The following is a 26,779-nucleotide window of genomic DNA, read 5'->3' on the forward strand; positions in this document are numbered from 1 at the left end:
AATATCACCAAAGCTAACAAAGATACTGCCAAAGAAAACGAATACAAAATGATAAGATGGAGGCGTAGCAGAGAAAACGCTTCCATCTTTATTATTTTTCAGACTATCAAGGGGGTTTACGTAGTGAAAAAATTATTATCCGTAATGCTAGCTAGTGTGGTTCTACTGTCGGCATGTTCCACAGGTGGAACGAAAAATGAAACGAGCAACTCTGGTAACTCCGGTGCCGAAGGTAGCAGCAAGCCAAAAGAGATTACAGTGTGGGCTTGGGACCCGGCGTTTAACATTGCCGCTATGAATGTTGCCAAAGATGCTTATGCGAAAGTTAATCCGGACGTAACGGTTAACGTCGTTGAGAACGCGCAAGCTGATATCGTTCAAAAGCTGAATACGGGGCTAAACTCTGGTTCCACGAAGGGTTTGCCTAACATTGTGTTGATCGAAGATTATCGTGCACAAAGCTTCTTACAAGCTTATCCAGATTCTTTTTATGAATTGACGGATGTTGTAAAGGCTGCTGACTTTGCGGATTATAAGATAGGCCCTACCAGTGTTGACGGTAAACAATACGGTGTTCCGTTTGACTCTGGCGTAACTGGAATGTATGTACGGACAGACTATCTCGAGCAAGCAGGCTACAGCCTGGATGCATTACAGGATATCGACTGGAAGCAATATATCGAGATCGGTAAAGCTGTAAAAGAGAAAACCGGCAAAAGCATGCTAACACTTGATCCGAACGATCTTGGTCTTATCCGAGTGATGATCCAATCGGCGGGCGCATGGTATACCGGAGATGATGGTCAGACTCCGACCATAGAAAGCAACCCTGCTTTGAAAGAGGCACTTGTGATGTACAAAGAAATGATGGATTCCGGGATCGTAAAAGTAATTTCAGACTGGAGTCAGTTTGTAGGTGCATTCAATGGTGGTGAAGTGGCTAGTGTACCTACAGGTAACTGGATTACACCTTCGATTAAAGCAGAAGCTTCTCAATCTGGTAAATGGGCAGTAGCTCCACTACCTAAGTTAGGAGCAACAGAAGGCTCTGTTCACGCTTCCAACCTTGGAGGTAGTTCCTGGTACGTAATGAATGTTGATGGTAAAGAAGCAGCAGCTGAGTTCCTATCTAAGACTTTTGCTTCTGATGCTGAACTGTATCAGACGTTGAATACAAAAGTTGGTGTTATCGGCACCTTGAAAGCTGCGGCGAGCGGTGAAGCTTACTCAGCTGCGGATGAATTTTTCAAAGGCCAAAAGGTCGTATCAGACTTTGCAGCATGGACCGAGCAAATTCCTAACGTCAACTATGGCATGAACACTTACGCAATCGAGGACATTATGGTTGTAGCAGTACAATCTTATCTAGGTGGCAAAGATGTAGACACTGTTCTGAAAGATGCGCAGAAGCAAGCGGATACTCAAATTCGCTAATCGCACTTAGGCTGTACAACCGATGCCCTTGCTCCTTCTTCTCCTGTAAATTGGATTTATACAGAAGGATAGGTAGCAGGGGCTTTCATCTCTAATATATAAGACAGAAGGGTGCGGAGTGGAGTGGAAACTATAAAGACAGGGCTAAGCCCGCAAAAACATAAGAGCTCTAAAGGGTCGCGGCAGATCCGTCTGACGGGTTGGTTATTCGTCCTTGTGCCGGTCATTATGATCAGCGTTTTCTATTTTTATCCAATGATTCAAGCTTTAATTCTATCTTTTAAGTCGGGTAGAGGAAGCAATCTTCATTTTACCGGACTAGATAACTATATTCGATTGTTTAGCGATACTACTTTTCTTACTGCCGTCAAAAATACATTTATTTATTTGATTATTCAGGTTCCAGTCATGCTGGTACTGGCGCTCTTTATCGCCGTCCTGCTAAATGACGATAGACTGAAATTTAAGGGCTTTTTCAGAACGGCTATATTTCTGCCGACGGTAACCTCACTTGTAGCGTATTCCGTTGTTTTCAAGTACATGTTTGGAGCCGAAGGGATCATTAACAAATTTCTGGTGAATTTTCATCTAATCAGCGAACCGATTCAATGGATTACTGACCCCTTCTGGGCCAAAGTTACCATCATCATTGCTATCACCTGGCGCTTTACTGGCTATAATATGATTTTCTATTTATCATCCCTGCAAAATGTAGACAAATCTATTTATGAAGCTGCTCACATAGATGGCGCTAGTGCATTTACTCAATTTTTCAAAATCACAATTCCTCTATTGAAACCGATTATCTTGTTTACGACGATAACATCGACCATTGGAACACTTCAGTTGTTTGATGAGGTGGTTAACATCACGAAAGGTGGACCCGGCAATGCAACCATGTCGATTTCCCAATATATTTACAACCTTTCCTTTGAATACACACCTGACTTTGGATACGCTGCAACCGTCTCCTACTCGATTGTTGTAATGGTACTCATTCTGACGCTAATTCAGAACAAAGTAGGAGGAGACAAGAGATAATGAAAACTAAACGCATGTTTACTTACCTGTTTCTAGTCATCGCTGCGCTGATCTCTATCTTTCCATTTATCTGGATGGTTATTAGTGCCACAAATCAGTCGGTTGATGTAACTAAAGGGACATTACTTCCGGGTACGCATCTCTTTAAAAATATAGACAATCTCTTTAGTTCAGTGGATATGTGGCAGGCTCTTTGGAATTCTGCAAAAATCTCTGTTGTTACTACTTTACTTTCACTATTGGTAGCATCGGCGGCTGGATATGGTTTTGAAATGTACCGCAGCCGTGGTAAAGATATCGTATTTAATATCTTACTGGCCTCTATGATGATTCCGTTCGCGGCAATCATGGTACCTCTATTTCAAATGTTCGCCAAAGTATCGAGTGTTGTGCCGTTCCTTGGTATCGATACAGCAGCAGCAGTTATTATGCCGACATTTACAACAGCATTCTTAATTTTCTTCTTCCGTCAAAATACAAAAATGTTTCCTAAAGAAATGATGGAAGCTGGTCGCATTGATGGTCTTTCGGAATTTGGTTTATTCTTCCGCATATACATGCCAACGATGAAATCAACTTATGCTGCCGCGGCGATTATCACCTTCCTTAACAGCTGGAACAACTATTTATGGCCTTTGATCGTATTGCAATCACCAGAAAATATGACCGTGCCATTGCTAATATCGAATCTTGGATCGGGTTATGCGCCTGACTATGGTCTGATTATGTCCGCGATTGTCATTACGACTCTGCCGACTGCCCTTGTATTCTTCATGATGCAAAAGCAATTTGTGGCTGGGATGACGGGTTCAGTTAAATAAGCTAACGATCATTTTAAAGCAGAAGGAGGAAAATTAGATGAAGCAGCAGGTTGAACGGGGCGTCGCTCCAAGTTTGGAATGGTTGTCAGACCCTTCCATTTATGCAGTAGGCAGAATACATGCGCACTCCGATCATCGGTATTACGAGACGAAATTTGAAGCTGAAGGGCTTGGAGATATGCGTTGGCGCCATAGCCTGAACGGAAGCTGGAAATTTAGCTACGCCCACAACGCTATGGAACGACAGGCATATTTTTATAAGGAGAACGTGTCCTGTAGAGGGTGGGATGATATTGAGGTTCCTGGACATATCCAGCTTCAGGGTTTCGGGCAGCCTCAGTACGTAAATACGATGTATCCATGGGATGGTCATGAGCATCTTAGACCTCCGATGATATCTGAGGATCACAATCCTGTAGGCAGCTATGTTAAATATTTTGAAGTGCCTGTGGGCTGGGAGCAACGTCCACTGTATATCTCTTTTCAGGGAGTTGAATCCGCTTTTTATATCTGGCTAAATGGGGAGTTTATTGGCTATAGCGAGGATAGCTTTACGCCGAGTGAATTTGATCTGACACCGTACTTGACGGCAGGTGAGAATAAGCTGGCGGTTGAGGTCTATCAGCGCAGTACCGGAAGTTGGTTGGAGGATCAGGATTTCTGGCGCTTCTCCGGAATCTTTCGCGATGTGTATCTATATACTGTGCCTGATGTTCACGTGCGGGATCTCCACGTTCAGACCGATCTGGATGAGAAGTTTGAGCAGGGAACGCTAACGGCTGTATTGCAGTTGATGGGTAAGCCTGCTTCGAAAGTGGTCCTTGAACTTAAGGATAAGGCAGGTAATCTTGTAGTTCGTAGCGAGACTGGAATTTCAGGAGATTCCGTTTCGCTTACGGTTGAGGCATCAAGGGTTCATCTGTGGAGCGCAGAAGATCCTAATTTGTATACCCTTTACGTATCTGTCTTCAACGCATCCGGGGATCTTGTGGAAGTTGTGCCGCAAAAGGTTGGATTTCGAAAATTCGAGATGATCGATAAGATTATGCACTTAAATGGTAAACGTATTGTATTCAAAGGTGTCAACCGGCACGAGTTTAATTCGCGCTTCGGACGCAGTATTACGAAAGAAGATATGCTGTGGGATATAAAGACTTTGAAACAGGCGAATATCAACGCTGTACGGACGTCGCACTATCCGAATGAAACACTCTGGTATGAGCTGTGTGATGAGTACGGTGTGTATGTTATTGACGAGATGAATTTAGAATCGCATGGATCATGGCAAAAAATGGGTGTTGTAGAACCGTCTTGGAACATTCCGGGCAGTAAGCCTGAATGGCAGGATATCGTAATGGATCGTGCGATTTCCATGGTGGAGAGAGACAAAAACCATCCATCGATTCTGATATGGTCCTGTGGCAACGAGTCTTTTGCCGGAGAAGTTATTCGGAACGTAGCGAATTATTTTCGTGAGAAGGATTCTACGCGTCTGGTTCATTACGAAGGGGTGTTCCATAACCGGGATTATGATGATGCGAGTGATATGGAAAGCCGGATGTATGCGAAAGCAGCAGATATCGAAATGTATCTAAAAAAGAATCCATTAAAGCCATATATTAGCTGCGAATACATGCATGCGATGGGGAATTCCGTTGGAGGATTGCATAAATACACAGAGCTAGAGCAGAAGTATCCAATGTATCAAGGTGGATTTATCTGGGATTTCATGGATCAGGTCATCGTAAAAAATGATCGATATGGCAAACCTTATATGGCTTATGGTGGAGACTTCGATGACCGTTCAACCGATTACAACTTCTCAGGAAACGGAATTGTGTATGCGGATCGCAGATGGTCTCCGAAAATGCAGGAAGTGAAATTTCTATATCAGAACGTCAAACTTTCTCCTGATTGCTATGGGGTTATCATCAGAAATGAGAACTTATTTGTTGGCTTGGATGCTTATAAATTGAACTATTGTCTGAATTATGAGGGCAAGGAATTCCATCGTGGCATTGTATTCGCCCAGGTTAAACCCGGAGAAGAAAGATATGTAGAACTTGATTTACCAGAGACTAACCTGTCTGGTGAGTATAGTTTAGATGTTTCTCTTGTGCTCAAAGAAGATTCGTTATGGGCAAGCGCTGGTTATGAAATCGCTTTTGGACAGTATGTATTTCAAGTGGAGAACAAGTCAGGAGATGAGGTTACAACACAGCCTAAGGTAAGCACTAGTGTAAATGATTTTCGCGTAGTTGAAGGGGATGTAAATATTGGCGTTCACGGTCGTGACTTCTCTGCAATGTTCTCGAAGCAGGCTGGTACACTAATATCTGTCAAATATTCGGGACGGGAAATGATCTCTTCGCCGCCGGCACCGCTCTTCTGGAGAGCGATGACAGACAACGACAAGGGGGCGGGAATGCATTTCGACTCTTCCATTTGGTATGCTGCAAGTTTGAGCCGAAGAACCTTAAGCTTCGAGCTTATGGAAGAAGAAGACCGAGCGACTGTGACTTACGTGTATAAACTGAGTGTGTCAGAGGAAGTACGAGTAAGTGTAACTTACACGGTGTTCTCCGATGGGAGCATAAAGGTAAAATCAAGCTACCATGGAGAGCCGGGTTTACCGAAGTTTCCCCTCTTTGCTTTAACCTTCAAGGTGCCAGCGGATTATTACCAGCTGAATTGGTATGCGAATGGGCCAGAAGAAAATTATATTGACCGTTCGTTTGGCGCGAGATTGTGTCGCTTTCAGAATCATGCGGTGGACAATGTATCGTCCTATTTGGTACCGCAGGAATCAGGCAACCGTACAGGTGTGCGCGAAGTATCCGTAACCAACGATCTTGGTCAAGGGATTATTATATCCTCACCATTCTCAGCCCCTGTTGAAGCCAACATATCGCCATATTCGGCAATGGAGCTGGAGAATGCGACGCATCATTATGAGCTGCCGAACATTCATCATACCGTTGTTACGATTGCCGGTCGTCAAATGGGCGTTGGCGGTGATGACAGCTGGGGAGCACCAGTTCTTGATGAATATTTAATTGATCCATCAATAGATTTGGATTTTGAATTTACAATTCGCAGAGCATAATTAGAGACGGATAGCAGTTGCCTCAATGGATAAGGTTGGGGCAACCAAATCCTATTTGTGAATGATGTAATAGTTTATTTATACATATTTGTAATCGTTTACATTTTATGGAGGAGGTGTTTGGAATCTAAAAAATAGTTTGCAATGTTGATCGGAAGATAGTAAAGAAGTGGTTTCTATGATTATTTTTATGAGAAGGGGGTAATCTGGATGATTACTACAGTTAAACGAAGGTTGACCATGTCTTTTCTTTCTATTTCTTTAGTCGTACCTATGTTTATGGGTTTAACAGGTCAGAAGGTAGATGCAGCGAATACTACGATTAAATTAGATCCAAACCATATGAAGCAATCTTGGGAGGGGTGGGGAACCTCACTTGCCTGGTTTGGTAATATCACTGGTGGTTGGAACGATAAAGTCAAAAATGCAATGGCTGATGCACTATATTCTCCAGACGGATTGAATTTTAATATTGCTAGATATAATATAGGCGGCGGAGAGAATCCTGCTTACAATACGATGCGCCAAGGAGGGGAAGTACCCGGATTCTCGCCATCACCTGGAGTATTTGATTGGGCGCAAGATGCTAATCAGCGTTGGTGGCTGCAGGCGGCTAAAGAACGAGGTGCCAACATTCTGGAAGCGTTCTCGAACTCTGCTCCGTATTATATGACGGAAAGCGGAAGTACGACTGGTCACTGGGATTCGGGAAAAGACAACTTGAAGCCGGATGAGTACGAGAACTTTGCTAATTATTTGACAGAAGTGGTTAAGCATTTCAAAGATGACTGGAATATTGACTTCAATTATCTATCACCAGTGAATGAACCTAGTACGAGTTACTGGGGATTCGGTGGGGGTCAAGAGGGTTCCCACTGGGATGTTGGTTCTCAAATGAAGATCATAAATACGACACGTGCTAAATTGGATGCAGCAAATCTACAATCTGTACAAATAGCTGCCATGGATGAATCTATTCTGGACACCTTTGTAAGTAACTGGAACTCTTATGATGAGACAACTAAAGCTAATGTTGGTAAAATGAATACCCACTCCTACGGTGGTTCAAAGCGAGCTGAGATCAGAGATGCCGCGAAAGCTGCAGACAAGACGTTGTGGATGTCTGAAGTGGATTTAGGTCCTTCTGGGGTTGCCCACGACCATGATGATTTCGAACCAGCACTAGCATTGGCAGAAAGAATTATGACGGACATTACTTGGCTAGAACCTACGGCGTGGATCACTTGGCAAGCGTTTGAAAGCGAGAAGAATATGCAAAAGGATAAGGAGAACATGAACTGGGGTCTCCTTCATGCAGATTTCGACACGCAAGAATGGTGGTATACGAAGAAGTATTACGCCATGCAGCAATTTAGTAAATTTATTCCGCAGGGTGCACGTTTCATAGAGGATACCGACGATAACACGTTGGCCGCTTATGATCCTTCAACTAAAAAAATTCATGTTGTATATAGAAATCCTAACGTAACCAGTCAAAATATTTCTTTAGATTTGTCACAGTTCGATACGGTCACTGGGGATGCAACGCCTTATGTTTCTTCCGCGACAGAGAATGTCGTACAAAAGGGCAAAATTCCTGTTTTGGATAAAATGCTGCAAGCGAAGGTTGGCGCGAAATCTATTACAACTTTCGTAATTGATGGAGCTTCCTTTACAAGCAACTTACTTATTCCTCAGAGCGATATGACGGTAACCGCAAGTAGTGCTCAGTCTGGTGAAGAAGCTGAAAGAACACTGGATGGGAATAATTGGACGAATTGGCATACGTCATGGGACCCTTATAATGCAGGACCGCATTCGATTACTTATGATCTTGGAGCGCAATATGATGATGTCAACAAGCTGAGCTATTTGCCTCGGCAAGATAAAGATGAGAACGGTATCGTAACGAAGTTTACCATCGAAGTGAGTTCGGATGGCGATAACTTCACACCGGTTGCGATAGGAACCTGGAAGAACGATAAATCTGAAAAAACTGCAACGTTTTCTTCGCGAAAAGCGAAGTTTGTAAGGTTAAAGGTAGATGAAAGTAATGGGTCTGGAGCGCAGTACGCATCGGCTGCAGAGATAAATATTATGAGAAAGTCCAATTTCACAGTGGATACGACTTTACTCGCTAATGCAATTTCTAGAGCAGAAGACTATATCTCAGCTAATAACGCAAATGTAAATGTATCGGAATTGCAAGATTTGGTGGATGAAGCCAAAGTTGTTCAAAAGAACACTTTAGCAACACAGGAAGAGATCACGCAAATCGTTTACAAACTGAACGTAGAATATAGCGTTTTAGGCCTAGGACTTATCCCACAAAGCCAGATGACGGCAACGTCTGACAACTCCGCATCTGAGGATGGACCGGAGAAAACGATTGATGGCGATATTTGGACTAAATGGCATACTGCATATAACAACGAATATTCAACGATTCCGCATTCCATTACTTATAATCTCGGTAAAGCATATAACGGTATTTACAAACTTCAATATTTGCCACGACAGGATGTGGACTGGAATGGTGTAGTCACTAAGTTCGAAGTTTCTGTAAGTGACGATGGTGATAAATTCACCAAAGTAGTTGCAGAAGGAACTTGGAATGCCGATAAGACAGAGAAATCAGCAACCTTTAATGCGCAGGGTGCTAAATATGTTAGATTTACTGCACTTGAATCGAGAAGCGATGCAGGTAAGCAATATGCATCGGCTGCAGAGATCAATATTTTTAACAAGCAGGGATATAAAGTGGATTTCTCCAGCTTAGACAGCGCAATTCAAGCTGCAGAGAAGTTCAAAACAGATTCTGGGAAAGATGAGTCTTACTTCAAGAATCTGGACGCGATCCTTAGTCGAGCTAGTACTCTGCTAAATAGCGCAACAGCGACACAAGAAGAGATCGCGAAATTTGCCAGCCGTATCTTAACTGAAATATCCAATATTCAAAACAGTAATCCAAATATTAAGGGAATGAGCCTTTTCTATACACCAGAAGCCTATCACGCGAATCCTGCTAATCTAATGGTGGATAACGATATTTCTACCTTCTACGAATCTAACTGGGACAAGAATGGACGGAAATACAAATCTGGCGATTATATCGTTATAGATCTGGGAGAGAGCGTTCCTGACGTTGGGAAGGTGCTTGTTACACCAAGACTAGACAAAGCGAATGGCCGCATCAAACAGTTCAAAATCTATTACAGCGATGCGAACCTGAAGGATTTACCTTCTGACGCTGTCGGTACGCAAGCTTATTTGGACGAGAATTTCAAATTTGCAGCAAATGGCTCTTTTGATGACTATAGCACGAGTGTTCAATCCGCAACGTTCAAATCCGTTGAAGCTCGGTATATCGCCATTCAGGCTATAACTACTGGCGGTGACGGTAACACACTCAGCGCTGCAGAAATTGCAGTTAGTCAGAAACAAACAGTGACTTTTGATACTAGTAAACTACAAGCAGCAATCGATCAATTGCGTACGTTGTCAGACATTAGTCCAAAAGTGAAAGCTGCGATAGAAAAGCAAATTACAACGATCGGTGATCTTAGTGATTTAACCGAAGAAAGCATTTCGCAATACACCAGACAGATAAAAGACTTATACAATCTCTATTTGACTGTAAATAACAGAAACTCCATTAAGAGTGGTGAAGTATGGTTAGATACGGAAGGCGTACCGATTCAAGCACATGGCGGAGGCATTCTGTACAACGAGAAGAATAAGACATATTACTGGTACGGTGAAGACAAGACGGAAGGTTATCTTCCTACTGGAGTTCACGCATATTCGTCCAAAGATTTGTACAAATGGCAAAATGAAGGCATCGTATTGCCTGTCTTCAATAACCCTCAACTTGGCGAAGCTGTAGTGCCGGCTGGAAATGACCTGCCATTATATCTGGATGAAAATTCTGAAACGTACAAGAATAGCGGGGTTCCATACGATCCGGATAGGAAAGTAGAAATTAAAAGTAAAGATGAAGATTACACAGGTAACATGAAAGCGCCAAACAATACGCTCAGTAAACATAATTCACCAGCTCGAATCGCTGAGCTAAATGCGCTGTATTCGAATTATTCGAATGAAGAGAAGCAAAAGATGTATAAAGATTTCAACTGGGATAAAGTTGTCGAGCGTCCTAAAGTCGTCTACAACAAGAAGAACAACAATTATGTGATGTGGTGGCATCAAGACGGACCGATTGCTGGCGAATATTGGACAGCAGAAGGTGGTGTTGCTGTAAGCGATTCGCCGACTGGACCATTCAAATATCTCGGCACATCCCGATTGCCAAATGTAGGTGATAAAGGTGGCAATGAAGGAATGCTTCGGGATATGACCTTGTATGTCGATGACGATGGTAATGAAGCAACGGATGACAAAGCCTACTTGGTTTATTCTTCTGAAGAAAACAATACGACCGTGATCATGATGTTGAATGATGATTACACAGGTCCAGCTCAGAATGAGAAGGGTGAAACCTTAGAAGGAACTCACTATGTTAGAGCACATAGCGACCAGAGAGAAGCGCCAGCGATCTTTAAGCAAGATGGTGCCTATTATATGATTACTTCCTGGCTGACTGGTTGGAATCCTAACCGTGCCAAATACCACGTCTCCACTAAGGGTATGCTTGGACCGTGGGAAGATAAAGGCGATCCTATGGTTAACGACTATGATGGTACTACCTTCAGAAGTCAAAGCACATTTGTACTGCCTTATCGGGATGGTAATGGCGCTCTCGTGCCGAATAAATTTATCTTTATGGCCGATCGCTGGTACCCGAATAATTTGAGTGATTCCAGATATGTTTGGCTTCCAATTGAACTCGATAACGAGAATCGCAGAGTTGCGGTAAGTTGGCATGATGAGTGGAAAATCTCCCAACTCAATACCGGTGCGACTATTAACTTCAATAGTAATGGAGGAAGTTCGATTTCTTCCTTGTATGGGGTTGAAGTCGGTACGAAAATTACTGCGCCAACAGAACCGACTCGTGATGGATTTAAATTTGTGAATTGGTATCAAGACGCAGCCTTGAATACAGTATGGGATTTTACTGTTGATACGGTTCCGGCAAATGATATTACTCTCTATGCGAAATGGGAGCCTTTAGCTGCACCAGTGATTACAAATATCATACCAGTCAATGTAGCTACGGTGATTGGAACTCCACCTGTACTTCCAACAGTTGTAACGGCTGTATACAGCGATGGAACAACCCAAAATAAATCAGTTGTATGGGGCGTAATTGATCCTTCACAGTATGCCGAAGCGGGTAGCTTTAGCGTGAGTGGAATGGTAGACGGCACAGTCATTCTAGCTGTTGCGAATGTAATCGTAAGTGAGGATGTTTATAGAGCACAACTTGCAGCGCGTATCGCTGATGCTCAAACCATTCATGATTTAGTCGTGGAAGGAACGGCTGTTGGTCAGTATGCAATAGGTTCGAAACAGAAACTGATGGATTCGATCATGGAGGCACAGCAAGTGCTTGACAATGATTCAGCTACACAGTCTGAGTTAGAACAAGCAACAAATGATTTGAATTCAGCAATTCAAGTATTAAAGGCTTCAAAGAATCAACATGTTAAAGTACAGTCTATCTCAATCACGAGCGTTTCGTCGTCCATTGAAGTGAAAAATGGAACTCTGCAGTTACAAGCGGAAGTTCTACCAGCTGATGCTACGAATAAGTCCGTTACGTGGGCGGTCTATGAAGCAGATGGAAAAACTGTAACGGATAAAGCAATCATCAATACAAATGGGCTGTTAACGGTTGCCAAGAACGGCGTTGTGAAAGTCGTTGCAACATCCGTTGACAACACCACAGTTTACGGAATAAAAGAGATTATGATAAGCGGTCAAAATGACAGCCCAGAGCCTACTCCAAGCCCGGGAACAAATCCAGGAACAAATCCAGTCAACCCAACGACATCAACGAGTCCTACACCTACACCAACGACCCCTCCTACAAAAGAAGATCCTCATCGTTATGTGCCAACTGGTAAAGAACTACAAAATGAAACTGCACAGAACGGAACAACGAGCCTGACCATTAACATTGATAAGGAAGCTTTAGCGAAGAAGTTAGAAGCACTTAAGCAAGCAACAGGAAGTCCTAATCTTGACATCGAGATTCCGGGAATGAATTCATGGAATGCAGTCAATTTGCCATTGGATGTCTTGTACAACAGCTTGAAAGCAAATAAGGAAACAATCATAACACTAAGAAGCCATTTAGGCAGTTATGAACTTCCACTTGCCAATCTTAATCGTGAAGAACTTGAGAAAGCTGCTAAAGTTGCGGGTGCAACCTTAATCATTCGAATGGATAATGTGACTTCACAGCATGAGCAGAAGTTTGAACAATCCATAGTAGAAAAAGGAATGAAACGAGTAAGCGACATCATCGCGTACAAAGTCATTCTTAAATCGAATGATAAAGAAGAAGAGCTTCAACGTTTCGGAAATCCGTTTATGACAGGTGTCATAAATATGGATGGCGTTATTCAAGATCCATCGACTGCGACCGCTGTTATATTCGATTCGGTTACAAGACAAATGCGTTTCGTACCATCGGTGTTTAATGTGAAGAACGGCAAGACTGAAGTCTCGATCTTCGGACATGAAAATGGTCTATACACCATCGTTCAGAACAAGAAAACATTCGATGATATGATTGGACATTGGGCACAAAAGGATGTTGAAACCTTAGCCTCTAAACTGATCATTAACGGAATGTCGGATCGGACGTTTGCACCAGCAGGCCAAGTTACACGTGCTCAATTTGCGGCACTACTGGTAAGAGGACTGGGGTTATCAACGGAGTCGTTAACGAATGTGTTTGCAGATGTTAATACAACTGCGTGGTATGCACAGGATGTGAACACAGCAGCGAAACTTGGTTTGGTTCAAGGCGTTGGTGAAGGTAAATTTAGTCCGGATTCACGGATTACGAGAGAGCAAATGGTCGTGATGATCATGAACGCTATTCAGCTCGTTCAAGGAGATGATAGAGCAGAAGCTCAATTGCGCACTCCATTTGCCGATCAAGCTAGTATCTCTGGTTACGCTACCCAAGCCGTAACAGAAGCAGCAAGCCAAGGATTAATCAAAGGCAAAACAGAAACAGCTTTTGCTCCGCAAGATGCAGCCACACGTGCTGAGGCAGCGGTGATGATCAAACAAGTTTTGCAATACTTGAAGTTTATGAACTAGATAAATGTTTAAAAATTGTGCTCGGCTCACACTGAACTGTGAACCGAGCACAATGATTATCAACTAGTTATAAGGAGGAGTGAATGATCTTGATTAAAATCAAACCTTTAGCTAAATATTTGACTGTAAGCGCTTTATCATTGAGCTTAATTATTCAGAATCCTATATCAGTTCCCATAGCTAAAGCAGAACCTGTAAGCGCAATTAATAGAATGTCTGATGCTCCGGAGAATAAATTGTCCCTATGGTACCGACAACCGGCGATAAATTGGGAAACTGATGCGCTTCCAATTGGAAATGGCCTTATGGGAGGGATGATCTTCGGTGGCATCGAGCAAGAACGCATTCATTTAAATGAAAAAACGTTGTGGTCTGGTGGTCCAGGTTCTTCTTTTGTATATACTTGGCCTTCCACGGATGAACCAACAACGTCTAACCCGTATACATTCGGTAATCGCGAGGGTGGTGCAGATCATTTAGAGAGTGTCCGAGCTAAACTCCGCGCGGGGGATATCGATGGTGCTCACAAAGAAGCGGATGAGAATCTTACAGGCTTGAATGAAGGATTAGGAAGTTATCTAACCTTTGGTGACTTGTACCTGGACTTTGAGAAGTCCTCAACAACCAATGTAGAGAATTATCGCCGGGAGCTTGATCTTGAAGACGCGATATCTCGAGTTAAATACACGCTGGATGGAGTAGAGTATACACGAGAATACTTTGTCAGTTATCCAGATAAAGTAATGGTTACTCGCCTGACAGCCAATCAGCCGGGTAAGCTGTCCTTGGATGTACGCCCGACAAGTGCTCAGGGAGGGACCGTCACGGCGAATGGCAACAACATTAATATTAGGGGTAATGTACTAGACAACAATATGCTATATGAAGGTAACTTCCGCGTCCTAAATCAAGGTGGAAATATAACATCAGGTAACGGAAAGATCCATGCAGCGAATGTAGATTCATTAACAATCCTTACATCATTAGGCACCAACTATGCCAACAGCTATCCTAATTATAGAGGCACTGATCCGCATAATGAGGAAGTGGCGATATTGGATGCCGCTGAGAGTAAATCTTACGAAACATTACTTGAGAATCATAAGAAAGATTATAAGTCATTATTTGATCGTGTGAAATTAGACTTGGGAGAGTCTAAGCCTACGATTCCGACAGACGAGCTCTTAGCCACCTATGCAGGAACGAAAAGTAAAGCACTTGAGGTTTTATTTTATCAATATGGCCGATATTTGTTGATTTCATCTTCTCGTCCCGGTTCACTACCGGCCAACTTACAGGGCGTGTGGAATAATTCTAATAGAGCGCCTTGGAGCAGCGACCATCATTTTAATATCAATATTCAAATGAACTATTGGCCAGCGATGGTAACGAATCTCTCGGAGACAATGACACCACTGATCGATTACATAGATTCGCTGCGTACTCCGGGGCGTATTTCTTCCGAAAAATATTATGGCATTACTAATGCGTGGTCGATTGGAGTGGCAAACAATCCATTCGGATATACTGCGCCTGGATGGGATTTTGATTGGGGCTGGTCGCCGGCATCCAATGCTTTTATAGCAAATAATATTTGGGAGAGTTATAAATTTTCCGGAGATGTCGATCTACTAAAGTCACGTGTTTATCCAATATTGAAGGAAACGACGCGATTTTGGACCCAGTATTTAGTAGAAGATACGGATGGGACATTGGTATCCACACCATGTTACTCACCAGAGCAAGGTACGATCAGTACAGGATGTGCCTATGATCAACAGCTTGTACAAGATTTATTTACTAACTACTTGGAGGCAAGTACAACATTAGCTGTCGATTCCGATTTTCGTGAGGAAGTACAAAGTAAATTAAATCAGGTGTCTCCAATCAAAATAGGAAAGTACGGTCAAATTCAAGAATGGAAAGAGGACATCGACGATCCGAATAACAAGCATCGGCATTTGTCCCAACTAGTTGCCTTATATCCAGGCAAGCAAATTAACAAAAATACACCTGAGCTTATGGAAGCTGCCAGAGTGTCATTACAGCATCGCGGAGACGAGGGTACCGGGTGGAGCAAAGCTAACAAAATTAACATGTGGGCTCGTGCGCAAGATGGCACACATGCACATACGATTCTAGAGGGTCAGCTTACTGGAAGTACATTAAACAACTTATTCGATACGCATCCGCCATTCCAAATCGATGGCAATTTCGGAGCTACGTCCGGCATGTCTGAAATGCTGCTACAAAGTCATTTGGACAATATTGATGTTTTGCCAGCGCTCCCAGCTTCATGGCCGAAAGGAAGTTATTCAGGCTTGGTTGCCCGCGGGGGATTTGAGGTCAGTGTGAATTGGAACCATTCAAGAGCTTCAAATATCAGCGTCAAATCGAATAAAGGTAATCGTGCAGTGATTGCCTATCCAAACATAGCAGGTGCAAGTGTCATAAATCAGGTTGGGGAGAAGGTGAATTATACTGTAGACAATAACAATCAAATTTCCTTCGACACACAAGTTGGAGACGTTTACTCGATTGTTTCAATTCCTCTTCAAGACGGACAAATGTATAAGATGACAATGAAGAACAGCGGTCATTTACTGGACATTGAAGGGGCATCGGAGCAAGAGCAAGCAGCAGTTATTCAAATGCCAGAATCGTTATCTAGCAGTCAGCAGTGGTATTTAGAAAGTGTAAGTGATGGCTACTACAAAATTACTAATAACACGAGTAAAAAAGTGATTGCCGTATTAGATTCGTCAAAGGATGATGGTGCGAAGCTCGTACAGCAAACCTATACATCAGACAAATCATATAATGATGAATGGCTACTCGTAGATAAAGGGAACGGTTATTATCAGTTGGCTAATCGCAATAGCGATAAAGCACTTACTGCATCAGGCAACACAGAGAATGGGGCACAGCTGATCCAAACTTCAATAACAGATTCAGATGAGCAATTATTGAAAATAGATCCTGTAAGAGATTTATATGATCAGCAGAAGTTCAATCTAACGGTTCAACACAGCAATCTTCGTATGGACGTAAATGAAGATTCAAAAGCAGACGGGGCCGCAATCATACAATGGACTGCAGGTTCAGGCTGGAATCAGCAATGGATGTTTATGAAGACAGATCCAGGCTATTACAAAATAATTTCAATGAGCAGTTCAAAAGCATTGGCTGTAGAGAATGCTTCAACAGCAGATGGTGCGGGAATTATTCAAGCCACTTTCATCGGTGATACGAACTACAAAGATGAATGGTCTGTCGTAGATGTAGGTGATGGTTACTTTCAATTGAAAAACCGGGCTAGTGGCAAAGTCATTGAAATGCCCGATAACCGTTTATCAAACGGTGAACAATTCGTGCAAAATAAAGCCGGAACAGGAAATAATCAGAAGTTTGTATTTTCGTTAGATAGAACCGTGAACGACAATGCAACTGGATCAGGAAGTGATCAGTTTGTATACAGTTCAGGTTGGGACTATACTACTTCCGAAGGTGGGGCATTCAGTCGTGACAACCACTACTCTAACAAGGCGGGTTCATACGCACTTTTGCGTTTTACTGGCTCAAAGGTGCAATTGTATGGAGCTAAGAACGATAATCAGGGGATTGTTGCGTTTTCCATCGACGATGGTCCTGAACAACTGGTTGATACTTACGCCTCTTCGCGTTTAGATCAACAGCTTCTTTTTGAAAGCTCGGAGATGTTGAATCAGGAGCATGTGCTCAATATCCGGGTTACAGATCAGAAGAATGCCAATGCAAGTAACACCTTTATTTCAATCGACCGTGCGGATATTCAGTCTCGTGTAGTTAAGGGCATGAATAAATCCGAGGATTATTATAAACAAACGGAAGAAACAATTAACGGAGTTGACTATAGTGTAATCACCTTGAATTATAAAGGGGAAGACGCAGGGGATGCAGTTAGTGCTGCAATTGAGGCCGCCAAGACGGCACAGAAGCCAGTTATTCTAGACTTCCCGACAGAAACTTACCACTTTAAAGCATCAACCGCCAATCAAGTGCGATATTTTATTTCAAATACATCGACTATTCAGCAGACACCAAGCAGCAGTCGAAAAGTAGGTCTTCTATTCAAAGATATCGATGACCTTACCATTCGAGGGAATGGCTCGACCTTGTTGTTCCATGGAGTAATGACACCCATCGTATTTGACCATGCGACCAATATCAAGGTGAACGGAATCAATATTGATTTTAACCGTCCTGTAGTGTCGGAGATGACCGTTACTGAAGTGGGCAATAACTTCATGAAAGCGAGCATACATCAGGACTCATGGTACTCTATTCAGAATAATCAATTAGTATGGTTCGGAGAAGAGAACTGGACTGAGAACGGGACTCAAAATGTACGTGCGGTGCAAGAGTATAATCCCCTCACCAAACAAACCAGGAGAGTAGATAATCCTCTGGACGGCTCAACAAGTGCGAAGGATCTCGGTAAACGCGAGGTGCAATTTAATTTCTCTAAGAGCCCGAATGTGACGGTGGGTAACACCTTCCAACTACGGGATACAGCAAGAAGAGAACAGGGTGCATTGATCTATCGAAGCAAAGATATTGTTTGGTCGGATGTCAATTTCTATGCTGCTCCGGGGCTTGGAATTGTCAGTCAATATAGTGAGAATGTAGCGATCGATAAGATGAGCTTTGCGCCTAAGGCAGGAAGTGGACGGACAAACGCATCGATGGCGGATTTCCTACAAGTTTCGGGAAGCAAAGGCGATATTCAGGTGTCGAACTCCTATTTTGCTGGAGCACAAGATGATGCCATTAATATTCATGGTACACATCTGCAGATTGTACAGATTCCGGCATCCAATCAGGTGAAGGTCCAATTTATGCATCCGGAGAGCTGGGGCTTTGATGCATTTGCCGTCGGGGATACGATGGAGTACATCAATAAATCTACTTTGCTTTCTAAGGAAAGTGCTGTGGTCACCAACGTAACACGTATTAATGATACTCAAATTCTCCTTACTCTAGATAAGACGGTACCTTCGTCGATAACTGAGAATGACTATGTGGTGGAAAATGCTACATGGACACCGAAGGTTACCATTACAAATTCAAAGTTTGAAACGATTCCGACTAGAGGTATCCTCGTGACAACGCGTGGTCCTGTTCGTATCGAGAATAACACCTTTAATGGTATGCAGATGAGTGCGATCCTGATCGCTGATGATGCGAGTAGCTGGTACGAATCCGGAATGGTGAAGGATGTCTTGATCCGCAACAATACGTTTAATAATAACGGGAATGCGGTGATTAGCGTTGAGCCGAGCACGACTCTGTCGAATCCGGATAAGACTGTACACAGCCATATCGTGATTGACAGTAACCAGTTTAATAAACCGGATGGAAACTCTGAGATTTATGCAAAAAGTGTGGACGGCTTTACGTTTACGAACAATACCGCGAATCAAGGTGGTTTTGACCTAGCTTTGGATGCATCCAAGGATGTTACTATAGCGGGAAACAGCTTCAAAGAAAGCGATGCTGATAAAAAAATCAACTTCAATCGCATGATTCCTGGCAAGGACTCCGTGGATGGGGCTCAAGGGTTTGTTGTTACGCGAACGAATGATTATACACCTGACGATTCAGAAGCTATTGAGATTCCGCAAAGTGAAATGACAGCGAAAGCTACCAGTCATCACAGCGGAGAAGAAGCGGGTAATGCCATAGACGGAGATCCTTCAACCATCTGGCATACAGAATGGGAACCTATTGCGGAGTTGCCACAATCGATAACTTTAGATCTTGGGAAACCAAGAATGGTATCTAAACTAAAGTATTTGCCAAGACAAAATGGGGCACAAAACGGAAATATTACATCTTATGAGCTATCAACAAGCTTGGATGGAATATCATTTACACGGTTTACAAGCGGAAGCTGGAGTGATGACAGCAATGAGAAAATTGCAACATTCGCTCCGATTACAAGCAGATACCTGAAGCTTACCGCTACTGCAGGTCATGGAGGCTATGCATCTGTGGCAGAGCTCCATGTTAGCAAAGATGCTAGTGACGTAGGGTATCAGGAATTAGTTAAGCTTATAGCGAATGCACAAAGCAAGCATGATGGCGCCGTTGAAGGAAGTAGCATAGGTCAATATCCGGCTGGTTCGAAACAAACGCTACAGGCGGCCATTAAAACAGCACAACAAGTCATTAATAGCACTTCAATCACATCACAGCAGTTACAAAAGGCTTACGATACCTTGAATACTGCGCTACAAACCTTTGAATCGCTCAAAATTAATGATTCGAATGCTAAATCTATCACGATCACAAGCACAACTAACCGTATTAACGTTAAAGGCGGAAGTCTTTCATTAGGGGCAGTCGTGCTTCCGGTTGATCAGCCAGTGACATGGAGTGTCTTTGAAGTGGATGGCACTGCAACAGATAAAGCGGTAATCAATCCATCTGGTGTGTTGACGGCTGCGAAGGATGGAAATGTAAAAGTCATTGCAACAGCGACGAATGATTCTTCTCTCTTCGGTGAAAAAGTTATTATCATCACTGGTCAAAATGATGAGAATCCATCTACTGATCCGACGAATCGTGAGGAACTAAATTTCAACACAGGTTGGTTATTCAAACGTGAGGATGTAAGCGGAGCCCAAGTGGCAAGTTTTGACGATAGCGCCTGGGAGGGAGTCAATCTGCCTCATAGTGTGCGTCTGGAGCCAAAGATTAGCGGCGGCTCTAATCAAAGCTACCAAGGCTTTGCAACGTATCGAAGACATTTCACACTCGACAATTCTTACAGCGGCAAGAAGCTATTTATAGAATTCGAAGGTGCGATGATCAACGCTGAAGTGTGGATAAACGGCACTTATCTAGGTGTCCATCACGGAGGCTACACCCCGTTTACATTCGACATCACGAAATATGTTCAATTAGAGGGGGCAACGAACGTCATTACAGTCAAGCTTGATAACAGAGATGACCCACAAACGCCACCTGGCAAGCCGCAAAGCGGTTTGGACTTTCAATATTTCGGCGGACTTTATCGAGATGTTAAACTGCATGTCATGGACAATTTACACGTTTCCGATGCTATATACGCAAATAAGGTGGCGGACGGTGGCATCTTTGTTACTTACCCAGAGGTGAGCAAAGAGGAAGCGACGGTGCAGGTGAAGACAAATATCATCAATGAATACACGAGCGCTAAGAACACCAGTGTAAAAACCACGATTGTAGACAGCAATAATCAAGTGGTTGCCACAATGGTGAGTGATCCACAGAAAATAGGAGCGGGAAGCGATCATACATTTGTCCAATCGACGACGATATCCAAACCACAGCTTTGGCATCCTGACCATCCTAATCTGTATACGGTGTATACCGCTGTGAATGATGGAGCTGCTTATGTTGATAGCTATAAGACCCGTATCGGGATTCGTCACATTCAATTTACACCTGATCAAGGTTTTCTTATCAATGGTGAAAAATTAATGTTAAATGGCGCAAATCGCCACCAAGAGTATTTGTATGTCGGTAATGCAATGCCTAACTCTGGACAGTACAGAGACGCCATGCAGCTTCGAGAAGGCGGTTTCAATAATGTGCGTACGGGTCATTATCCACAGGATCCTGCGTTCCTGGATGCGGCAGACGAGCTTGGATTGACTGTCATCGCCCCAACGCCAGGCTGGCAGTTCTTCGGAGATTCTGTCTTCCAAGAGCGTTCTTATCAAGCCATACGGGATATGGTACGCCGTGATCGAAACCATCCGAGTATTATTATGTGGGAATCCAGCTTGAATGAAACGTTCTACTCGCTGGAGTATGCACAAAACGCACATAATGCTACCCATGAAGAATATCCAGGAGATCAGACATACACATCTGCAGAATACGGATTCTTCGGAAAAGAAGTTTATGATGTGAACTACAAAGAATTAGATACAGCATTCAAACCACTCTTTACAAGGGAATGGGGAGATGATTGGTCGGAAAGCGCAACAAGTCCTACGGGATATCGATCAGTCCGCAAAGTGGGCGAAACCGACATGCTCAACTCCATCATCATGCGTCAAAAGGCGCTAAATGGTGAAGGCTACTTCGACTGGGCGGGCCTCAATGCCAATCCACGTATAGCCGGACATTCAGTTTGGAGCTTTAGCGACAACAACCGGGGTATGGATTCTGACCCGGCATATTCAGGCCTAGTGGATCTGGATCGTTATCCGAAATTTAATTATTATTTCTTCCAAAGTCAGCGTAATCCTGATGTGAAGCTAAGTGGTATCGACTCTGGACCGATGGTTTATATCGCTAATTATTGGACACCATCTTCATCTAGGAATGTTACAGTAACTAGCAATACGCAGCAAATTAAACTTTATTTGAATAATAAACTGATTGATACCCGTAGTCCTGACAGCGGATTAAAGTATGTCGCCCATCCGACATTTACTTTCAACAATGTTCCTTGGTCAGCAGGAACGTTGCGGGCTGATGGACTGATTGACGGTGAGGTCGTCGCTTCTCATACCGTGAATACGCCGGGACAGGCGGATCATTTGGCGGTTGAGTACGATAAGAAGGGGAAGGAACTTGTTGCAGACGGCTCCGATCTGGTAATGGCTTATATTACGGTGCGGGACGCTAACAACAATATAGTTCCGACAAATGATGTTTCAGTTTCTTTAAACTTGAGTGGCCCAGGAGGGCTCATCGGAAATGGTGAGACACGAACCTTTGCCAATCCGGTTGCCGTGGAAGGTGGCGTTGCCGCTGCGCTTGTGAAATCTTCTCTTGTGGATGGCACTTTGAAATTAACGGCCTCAGCGAGCGGATTGCTGTCGGGAAGTGCTGAAATTACCAGTGTTCCAAATCAAAGTATGTTTGTTCCCGGTGGAAGTGATGGAGGAGACAACTGGTTTGAAGGTGAGAATGTTGCCTTAAACAAAACCGTTAGAACAAGCAGCGAGCAAAGCGAAAATCCAGGAACGAACGGAAATGATGGAGATGAGACTACTGGATGGACAGCTACAAACAGCAATTCAGATCAATGGTGGGAAGTAGATTTAGGAGATGCCTATAACATTACGGGATCTGAAATCGTTTGGGCGAATAGTAGCTCCTATAATCAGTACAAAATTGATGTATCCGAAGATCAGGGGAACTGGACGACCATTTTGGATAAAACCAAAAATACGATAGCAACAGCACAGCAGAGGGATAAGCTTGTCGCTAATGCTCGGTATGTACGCGTAACGTTAACGGGTGTGCAAACCGGTCAGGCTAGTTTCAACGAGTTAAAAGTGTTTGGCGTAGCTCCGGTTCAAAATCAGGCGACTCAGCGCCCAGAGTTGGTAAATGTCGCATTGAATAAATCCGTCAGCGCAAGCAGTTCGTTAACTGGCAACGAAGCTTACAATGCAAACGACGGAATCAATGCCACATGGTGGGAGGCTAGTAGCGATGCCCCTGGATGGTGGCAAGTGGATCTAGGTGCCTCCTACAATTTAACAGGCAGCAAAATCCTTTGGGGAAGGGATAACATCTATTACACCTATAGAATAGAGGTTTCCTCCAACGGTAAAGAATGGTTACAAATGGCGGGCCGCTCGGCCTCAGGTCAAGATATGAGACCAGACAACTATACGGCAACTGGGGTTAGATATGTACGGGTATCCGTAGATTCACTAGCAGGGGGCAGTGGAAAAGAGAAACCAGCGATCAAGGAAATTCAAGTCTTTAGTGATCCTCAGAACGTTGCGCTTAATAAGTCCGCTACCGCAGACAGCTATCAAAGCAACAACCCAGAAGCGGCTGGTAACGATGGGAATGAAACGACTCGTTGGAGCGCGGCCGACGGAGATGTCGGACATTGGTACAAGGTAGATTTAGGAGGGATTTACGATTTATCGGGTACTCGAGTGAAGTGGGAAATGGATAATAAAAAGTATGGATATCAAATCGAGGTTTCAGAAGACGATGTAAACTGGGCATCCGTAGTAGAAAAGTCAAGCTCACAGCAAGTGCAGTTCGACTATTTCAATACGCACGCAAGGTATGTACGAATTCATGTGACGGATATGTCCGATGGTTGGGCAAGTTTTTGGGAATTTGACGTGTACGGCGCAGTTCCGATTGATACGTCGTTGATCCCGCAATCGCAAATGACAGCTACGGCAACGAGTGAAGAGACAAGTGGTGATAATAATGATGCTTCGCAAGCCATCGATGGGAATCCGGCGACAATCTGGCATACGAAGTGGGATTTGTCTAATCCGCTTCCACAGTCGATCACCCTTAATCTTGGGAATACACACGTCATTTCGAAATTAAAGTATTTGCCAAGGCAAAATGGGGCACAAAACGGAAATATTACTTCTTATGAGTTATTAACAAGCTTGGATGGAGTCAACTTCACACCGGTTACTAGCGGACGCTGGGATGATGACAGCACTGAGAAAAACGCAGAATTCACTCCGGTCGCTAGTAGATACCTAAGACTTACTGCTATCGAAGGTCATGGTGGATTGGCTTCCGCGGCAGAGCTTAACATCGTGAAGAATGAAATGGATATAGACTATCAAGACCTTGAAGTACTTATCATGAGTGCACAAAGCATGCACGACATTGCTATTGAAGGGACTGAAGATGGCCAGTATCCAGAAGGTTCAAAACAAACATTGCAAAAAGCCATTGATCAAGCGAAGAAAGTACGTGACAGCTTATCTGTTACGCAGCAGCAATTGCAGCAAGCGGCGAATGATTTAACTGCTGCGTTGCAAGCGATGGAGGAGAGTATCAACAATCATGAGATGGTGCAATCGATCACGATTACAAGTGAATCATCAGTGATTACGACTAAGAACGGAACGCTCCAATTAGGCGCTACCGTACTTCCTACCCATGCTAATAAGTCGGTAACATGGGCTGTGTATGAAGAAGATGGCACAACAGCAACGGACAAAGCGAACATTGATCTCTCCGGTTTGCTGACGGCTGTGAAAGATGGAACCGTGAAGGTGGTCGCCACAGCAACGGATGGCTCTGGTGTTCATGATGAAATGGATATTACCATAAGTGGTCAAACGGACATTATCGATCCAGGCACTGATCCTGTGAATGTTGAAACGATTAACATCACAAGCTCAGGAAATGTGTCCGCGATTACTGCTAAGAATGGAACTTTGAAACTAGGTGCTACCGTGCTACCTGCTAATGCTACGAATAAGTCAGTAACATGGGCTGTATACGAAGTGGATGGTATAACAGAAACGGATATCGCAACCATTGATGTATCCGGTTTGCTCACAGCTGTGAAAGACGGGACTGTGAAGGTGGTAGCTACAGCAGTTGATGGTTCTGGTGTCCAAGGAGACATGGTTATAACCATAAGTGGTCAAACGGACATTATCGATCCGGGTACTGAAACAGTGTATGTTGGAACGATTGACATCACTAGTGTGGGTAATGTGTCTACGATTACTGCTAAGAACGGAAGCCTGCAATTAGGCGCTATCGTGCTGCCTGATAATGCTACGAATAAGTCGGTAACATGGGCTGTATTCGAAGCTGATAGCCGAACAGCTACAGATAAAGCGACCATTGATGTTCATGGTTTGCTGACAGCTGCTAAGGATGGCATCGTAAAAGTGGTTGTAACTGCAAATGACGGCTCCGGAGTAATTGGAGAAAAATCTATAACCATTACAGGACAAAGCAATCAATCTGGTAATGAAAACGGAAATGGCAACGGTAACGATAATAGTAATACTAACAACAGCAGTGGAAACACAACTACGCCACAAGTCAAAGAAGATCCGAATCGCTATGAACTGAAAGAAACGGACCTACGGATCTCAACGCAAGACGGCCACACGTCGGTGACGGCGGTCATTGATAGCAAGCGATTGGCACAGACATTAGCTGATCTCATGGCAGCTAAGGATCGTTCGGTTCTTCATTTTGAAATTCCAGGAGAGCATGACTTGAACGCTGTAGAGTTCCCTCTTCCAATTCTGTACAACAGTATGAAAGGAAGTAGCGAAACTATTTTCACCTTACGAAGTCATTTGGGTTCTTATGACCTTCCGCTTTCCATTCTGAATCGTGAGGATGTGGAGAAGGCTGCTAAAGATGAGGGTGCTACCTTAGTCATTCGAATCGATAATTTGACTTCACAGCAGGATCAAAAGTTCGAACACTCTAAATTAGAAAAAGGCTTGAAGCGGATAAGTGACATCATCGCATTCAAAGTCATTCTTAAATCGAATGATAAAGAAGAGGAGATCCAACATCTGGGGAATTCTTTTGTGACGCGCGTTATGTATATGAATGGTGTCATTCAAGATCCTTCGACTGCAACCGCAGTTATGATCGATCCGCTTACAGGACAATTGCGATTCGTGCCATCGGTGTTCACTATGAAGAACGGCAAGACTGAAGTTTCGATCTTCGGAAATGCAAATGGTCTATACACCATCGTTCAGAACAAGAAAACATTCGATGACATGATGGGACATTGGGCGCAAAAGGATGTTGATACGTTGGCATCTAAACTGATCATTAACGGAATGACGGAGCGGACCTTTGCTCCAGCAAACCAGGTCACACGAGCTCAATTTGCAGCACTATTAGTTAGAGGGCTGGGATTATTAACGGATTCGTTAACAAATGTGTTTACAGATGTTAGTGCCACGGCGTGGTATGCGGAGGACGTGAATATAGCTGCGAAACTCGGGTTGGTTCAAGGCATAGGCGAAGGGGAATTCAGCCCGGATACAATTATTACAAGAGAGCAAATGGTCGTGATGATCATGAACGCTGTTCAGCTCGTTCAAGGAGATCATAGATCAGAAGCTCAATTGCGCACATCATTTGCCGATCAGGACCAAATCTCTGATTATGCTAGCGAAGCGGTAACAGAAGCGGCAGAGAAAGGATTAATCAAAGGGAAAACAGAAACAACATTTGCACCGCAAGACGCATCAACACGTGCTGAGGCAGCGTTGATGATTAAACAGCTTTTGCAATATTTGAAGTTTATGAATTAAGTAATATTAAATAGGCTCGGTTCAAACGATAAGTTTGAGCCGAGTTTTTTTGTTGCGTTGGAGCATCTATG

At 43.5% G+C, this 26,779-nt stretch carries 6 protein-coding genes; all 6 read left to right on the plus strand.

Features of this window, described 5'->3' with window-relative positions:
* Nucleotides 1-123 precede the first annotated feature (123 nt).
* On the plus strand, nt 124-1,434 hold the full coding sequence (locus H70737_RS14125; protein ID WP_042188169.1) for an ABC transporter substrate-binding protein: 1,311 nt from the start codon (nt 124-126) through the stop codon (nt 1,432-1,434).
* Nucleotides 1,435-1,662: 228 nt separating this feature from the next.
* Nucleotides 1,663-2,475 carry a carbohydrate ABC transporter permease gene (locus tag H70737_RS14130; RefSeq protein ID WP_379423446.1) on the plus strand — a complete coding sequence of 271 codons (813 nt, stop codon included), beginning with the start codon at nt 1,663-1,665 and terminating at the stop codon, nt 2,473-2,475.
* On the plus strand, nt 2,475-3,296 hold the full coding sequence (locus H70737_RS14135; protein WP_042188171.1) for a carbohydrate ABC transporter permease: 822 nt from the start codon (nt 2,475-2,477) through the stop codon (nt 3,294-3,296). The genes H70737_RS14130 and H70737_RS14135 overlap by 1 nt, the downstream gene beginning before the upstream one ends.
* 37 nt (nt 3,297-3,333) lie before the next feature.
* Nucleotides 3,334-6,402, plus strand: coding sequence for a beta-galactosidase, LacZ type (locus H70737_RS14140; RefSeq protein WP_042188173.1), 3,069 nt, complete (start codon nt 3,334-3,336; stop codon nt 6,400-6,402).
* A 210-nt stretch (nt 6,403-6,612) separates the two neighbouring features.
* Nucleotides 6,613-13,641 carry a discoidin domain-containing protein gene (locus H70737_RS14145; RefSeq protein WP_042188175.1) on the plus strand — a complete coding sequence of 2,343 codons (7,029 nt, stop codon included), beginning with the start codon at nt 6,613-6,615 and terminating at the stop codon, nt 13,639-13,641.
* 83 nt (nt 13,642-13,724) lie between these two features.
* The gene (locus H70737_RS30715) at nt 13,725-26,708 is read left to right on the plus strand and encodes a glycosyl hydrolase family 95 catalytic domain-containing protein (RefSeq protein WP_042188177.1); all 12,984 of its coding nucleotides are present in this window, start codon (nt 13,725-13,727) and stop codon (nt 26,706-26,708) included.
* Nucleotides 26,709-26,779 lie beyond the last annotated feature (71 nt).

Source organism: Paenibacillus sp. FSL H7-0737 (assembly GCF_000758545.1).
In the GTDB taxonomy this organism is placed as follows: Bacteria; Bacillota; Bacilli; order Paenibacillales; family Paenibacillaceae; genus Paenibacillus_AQ.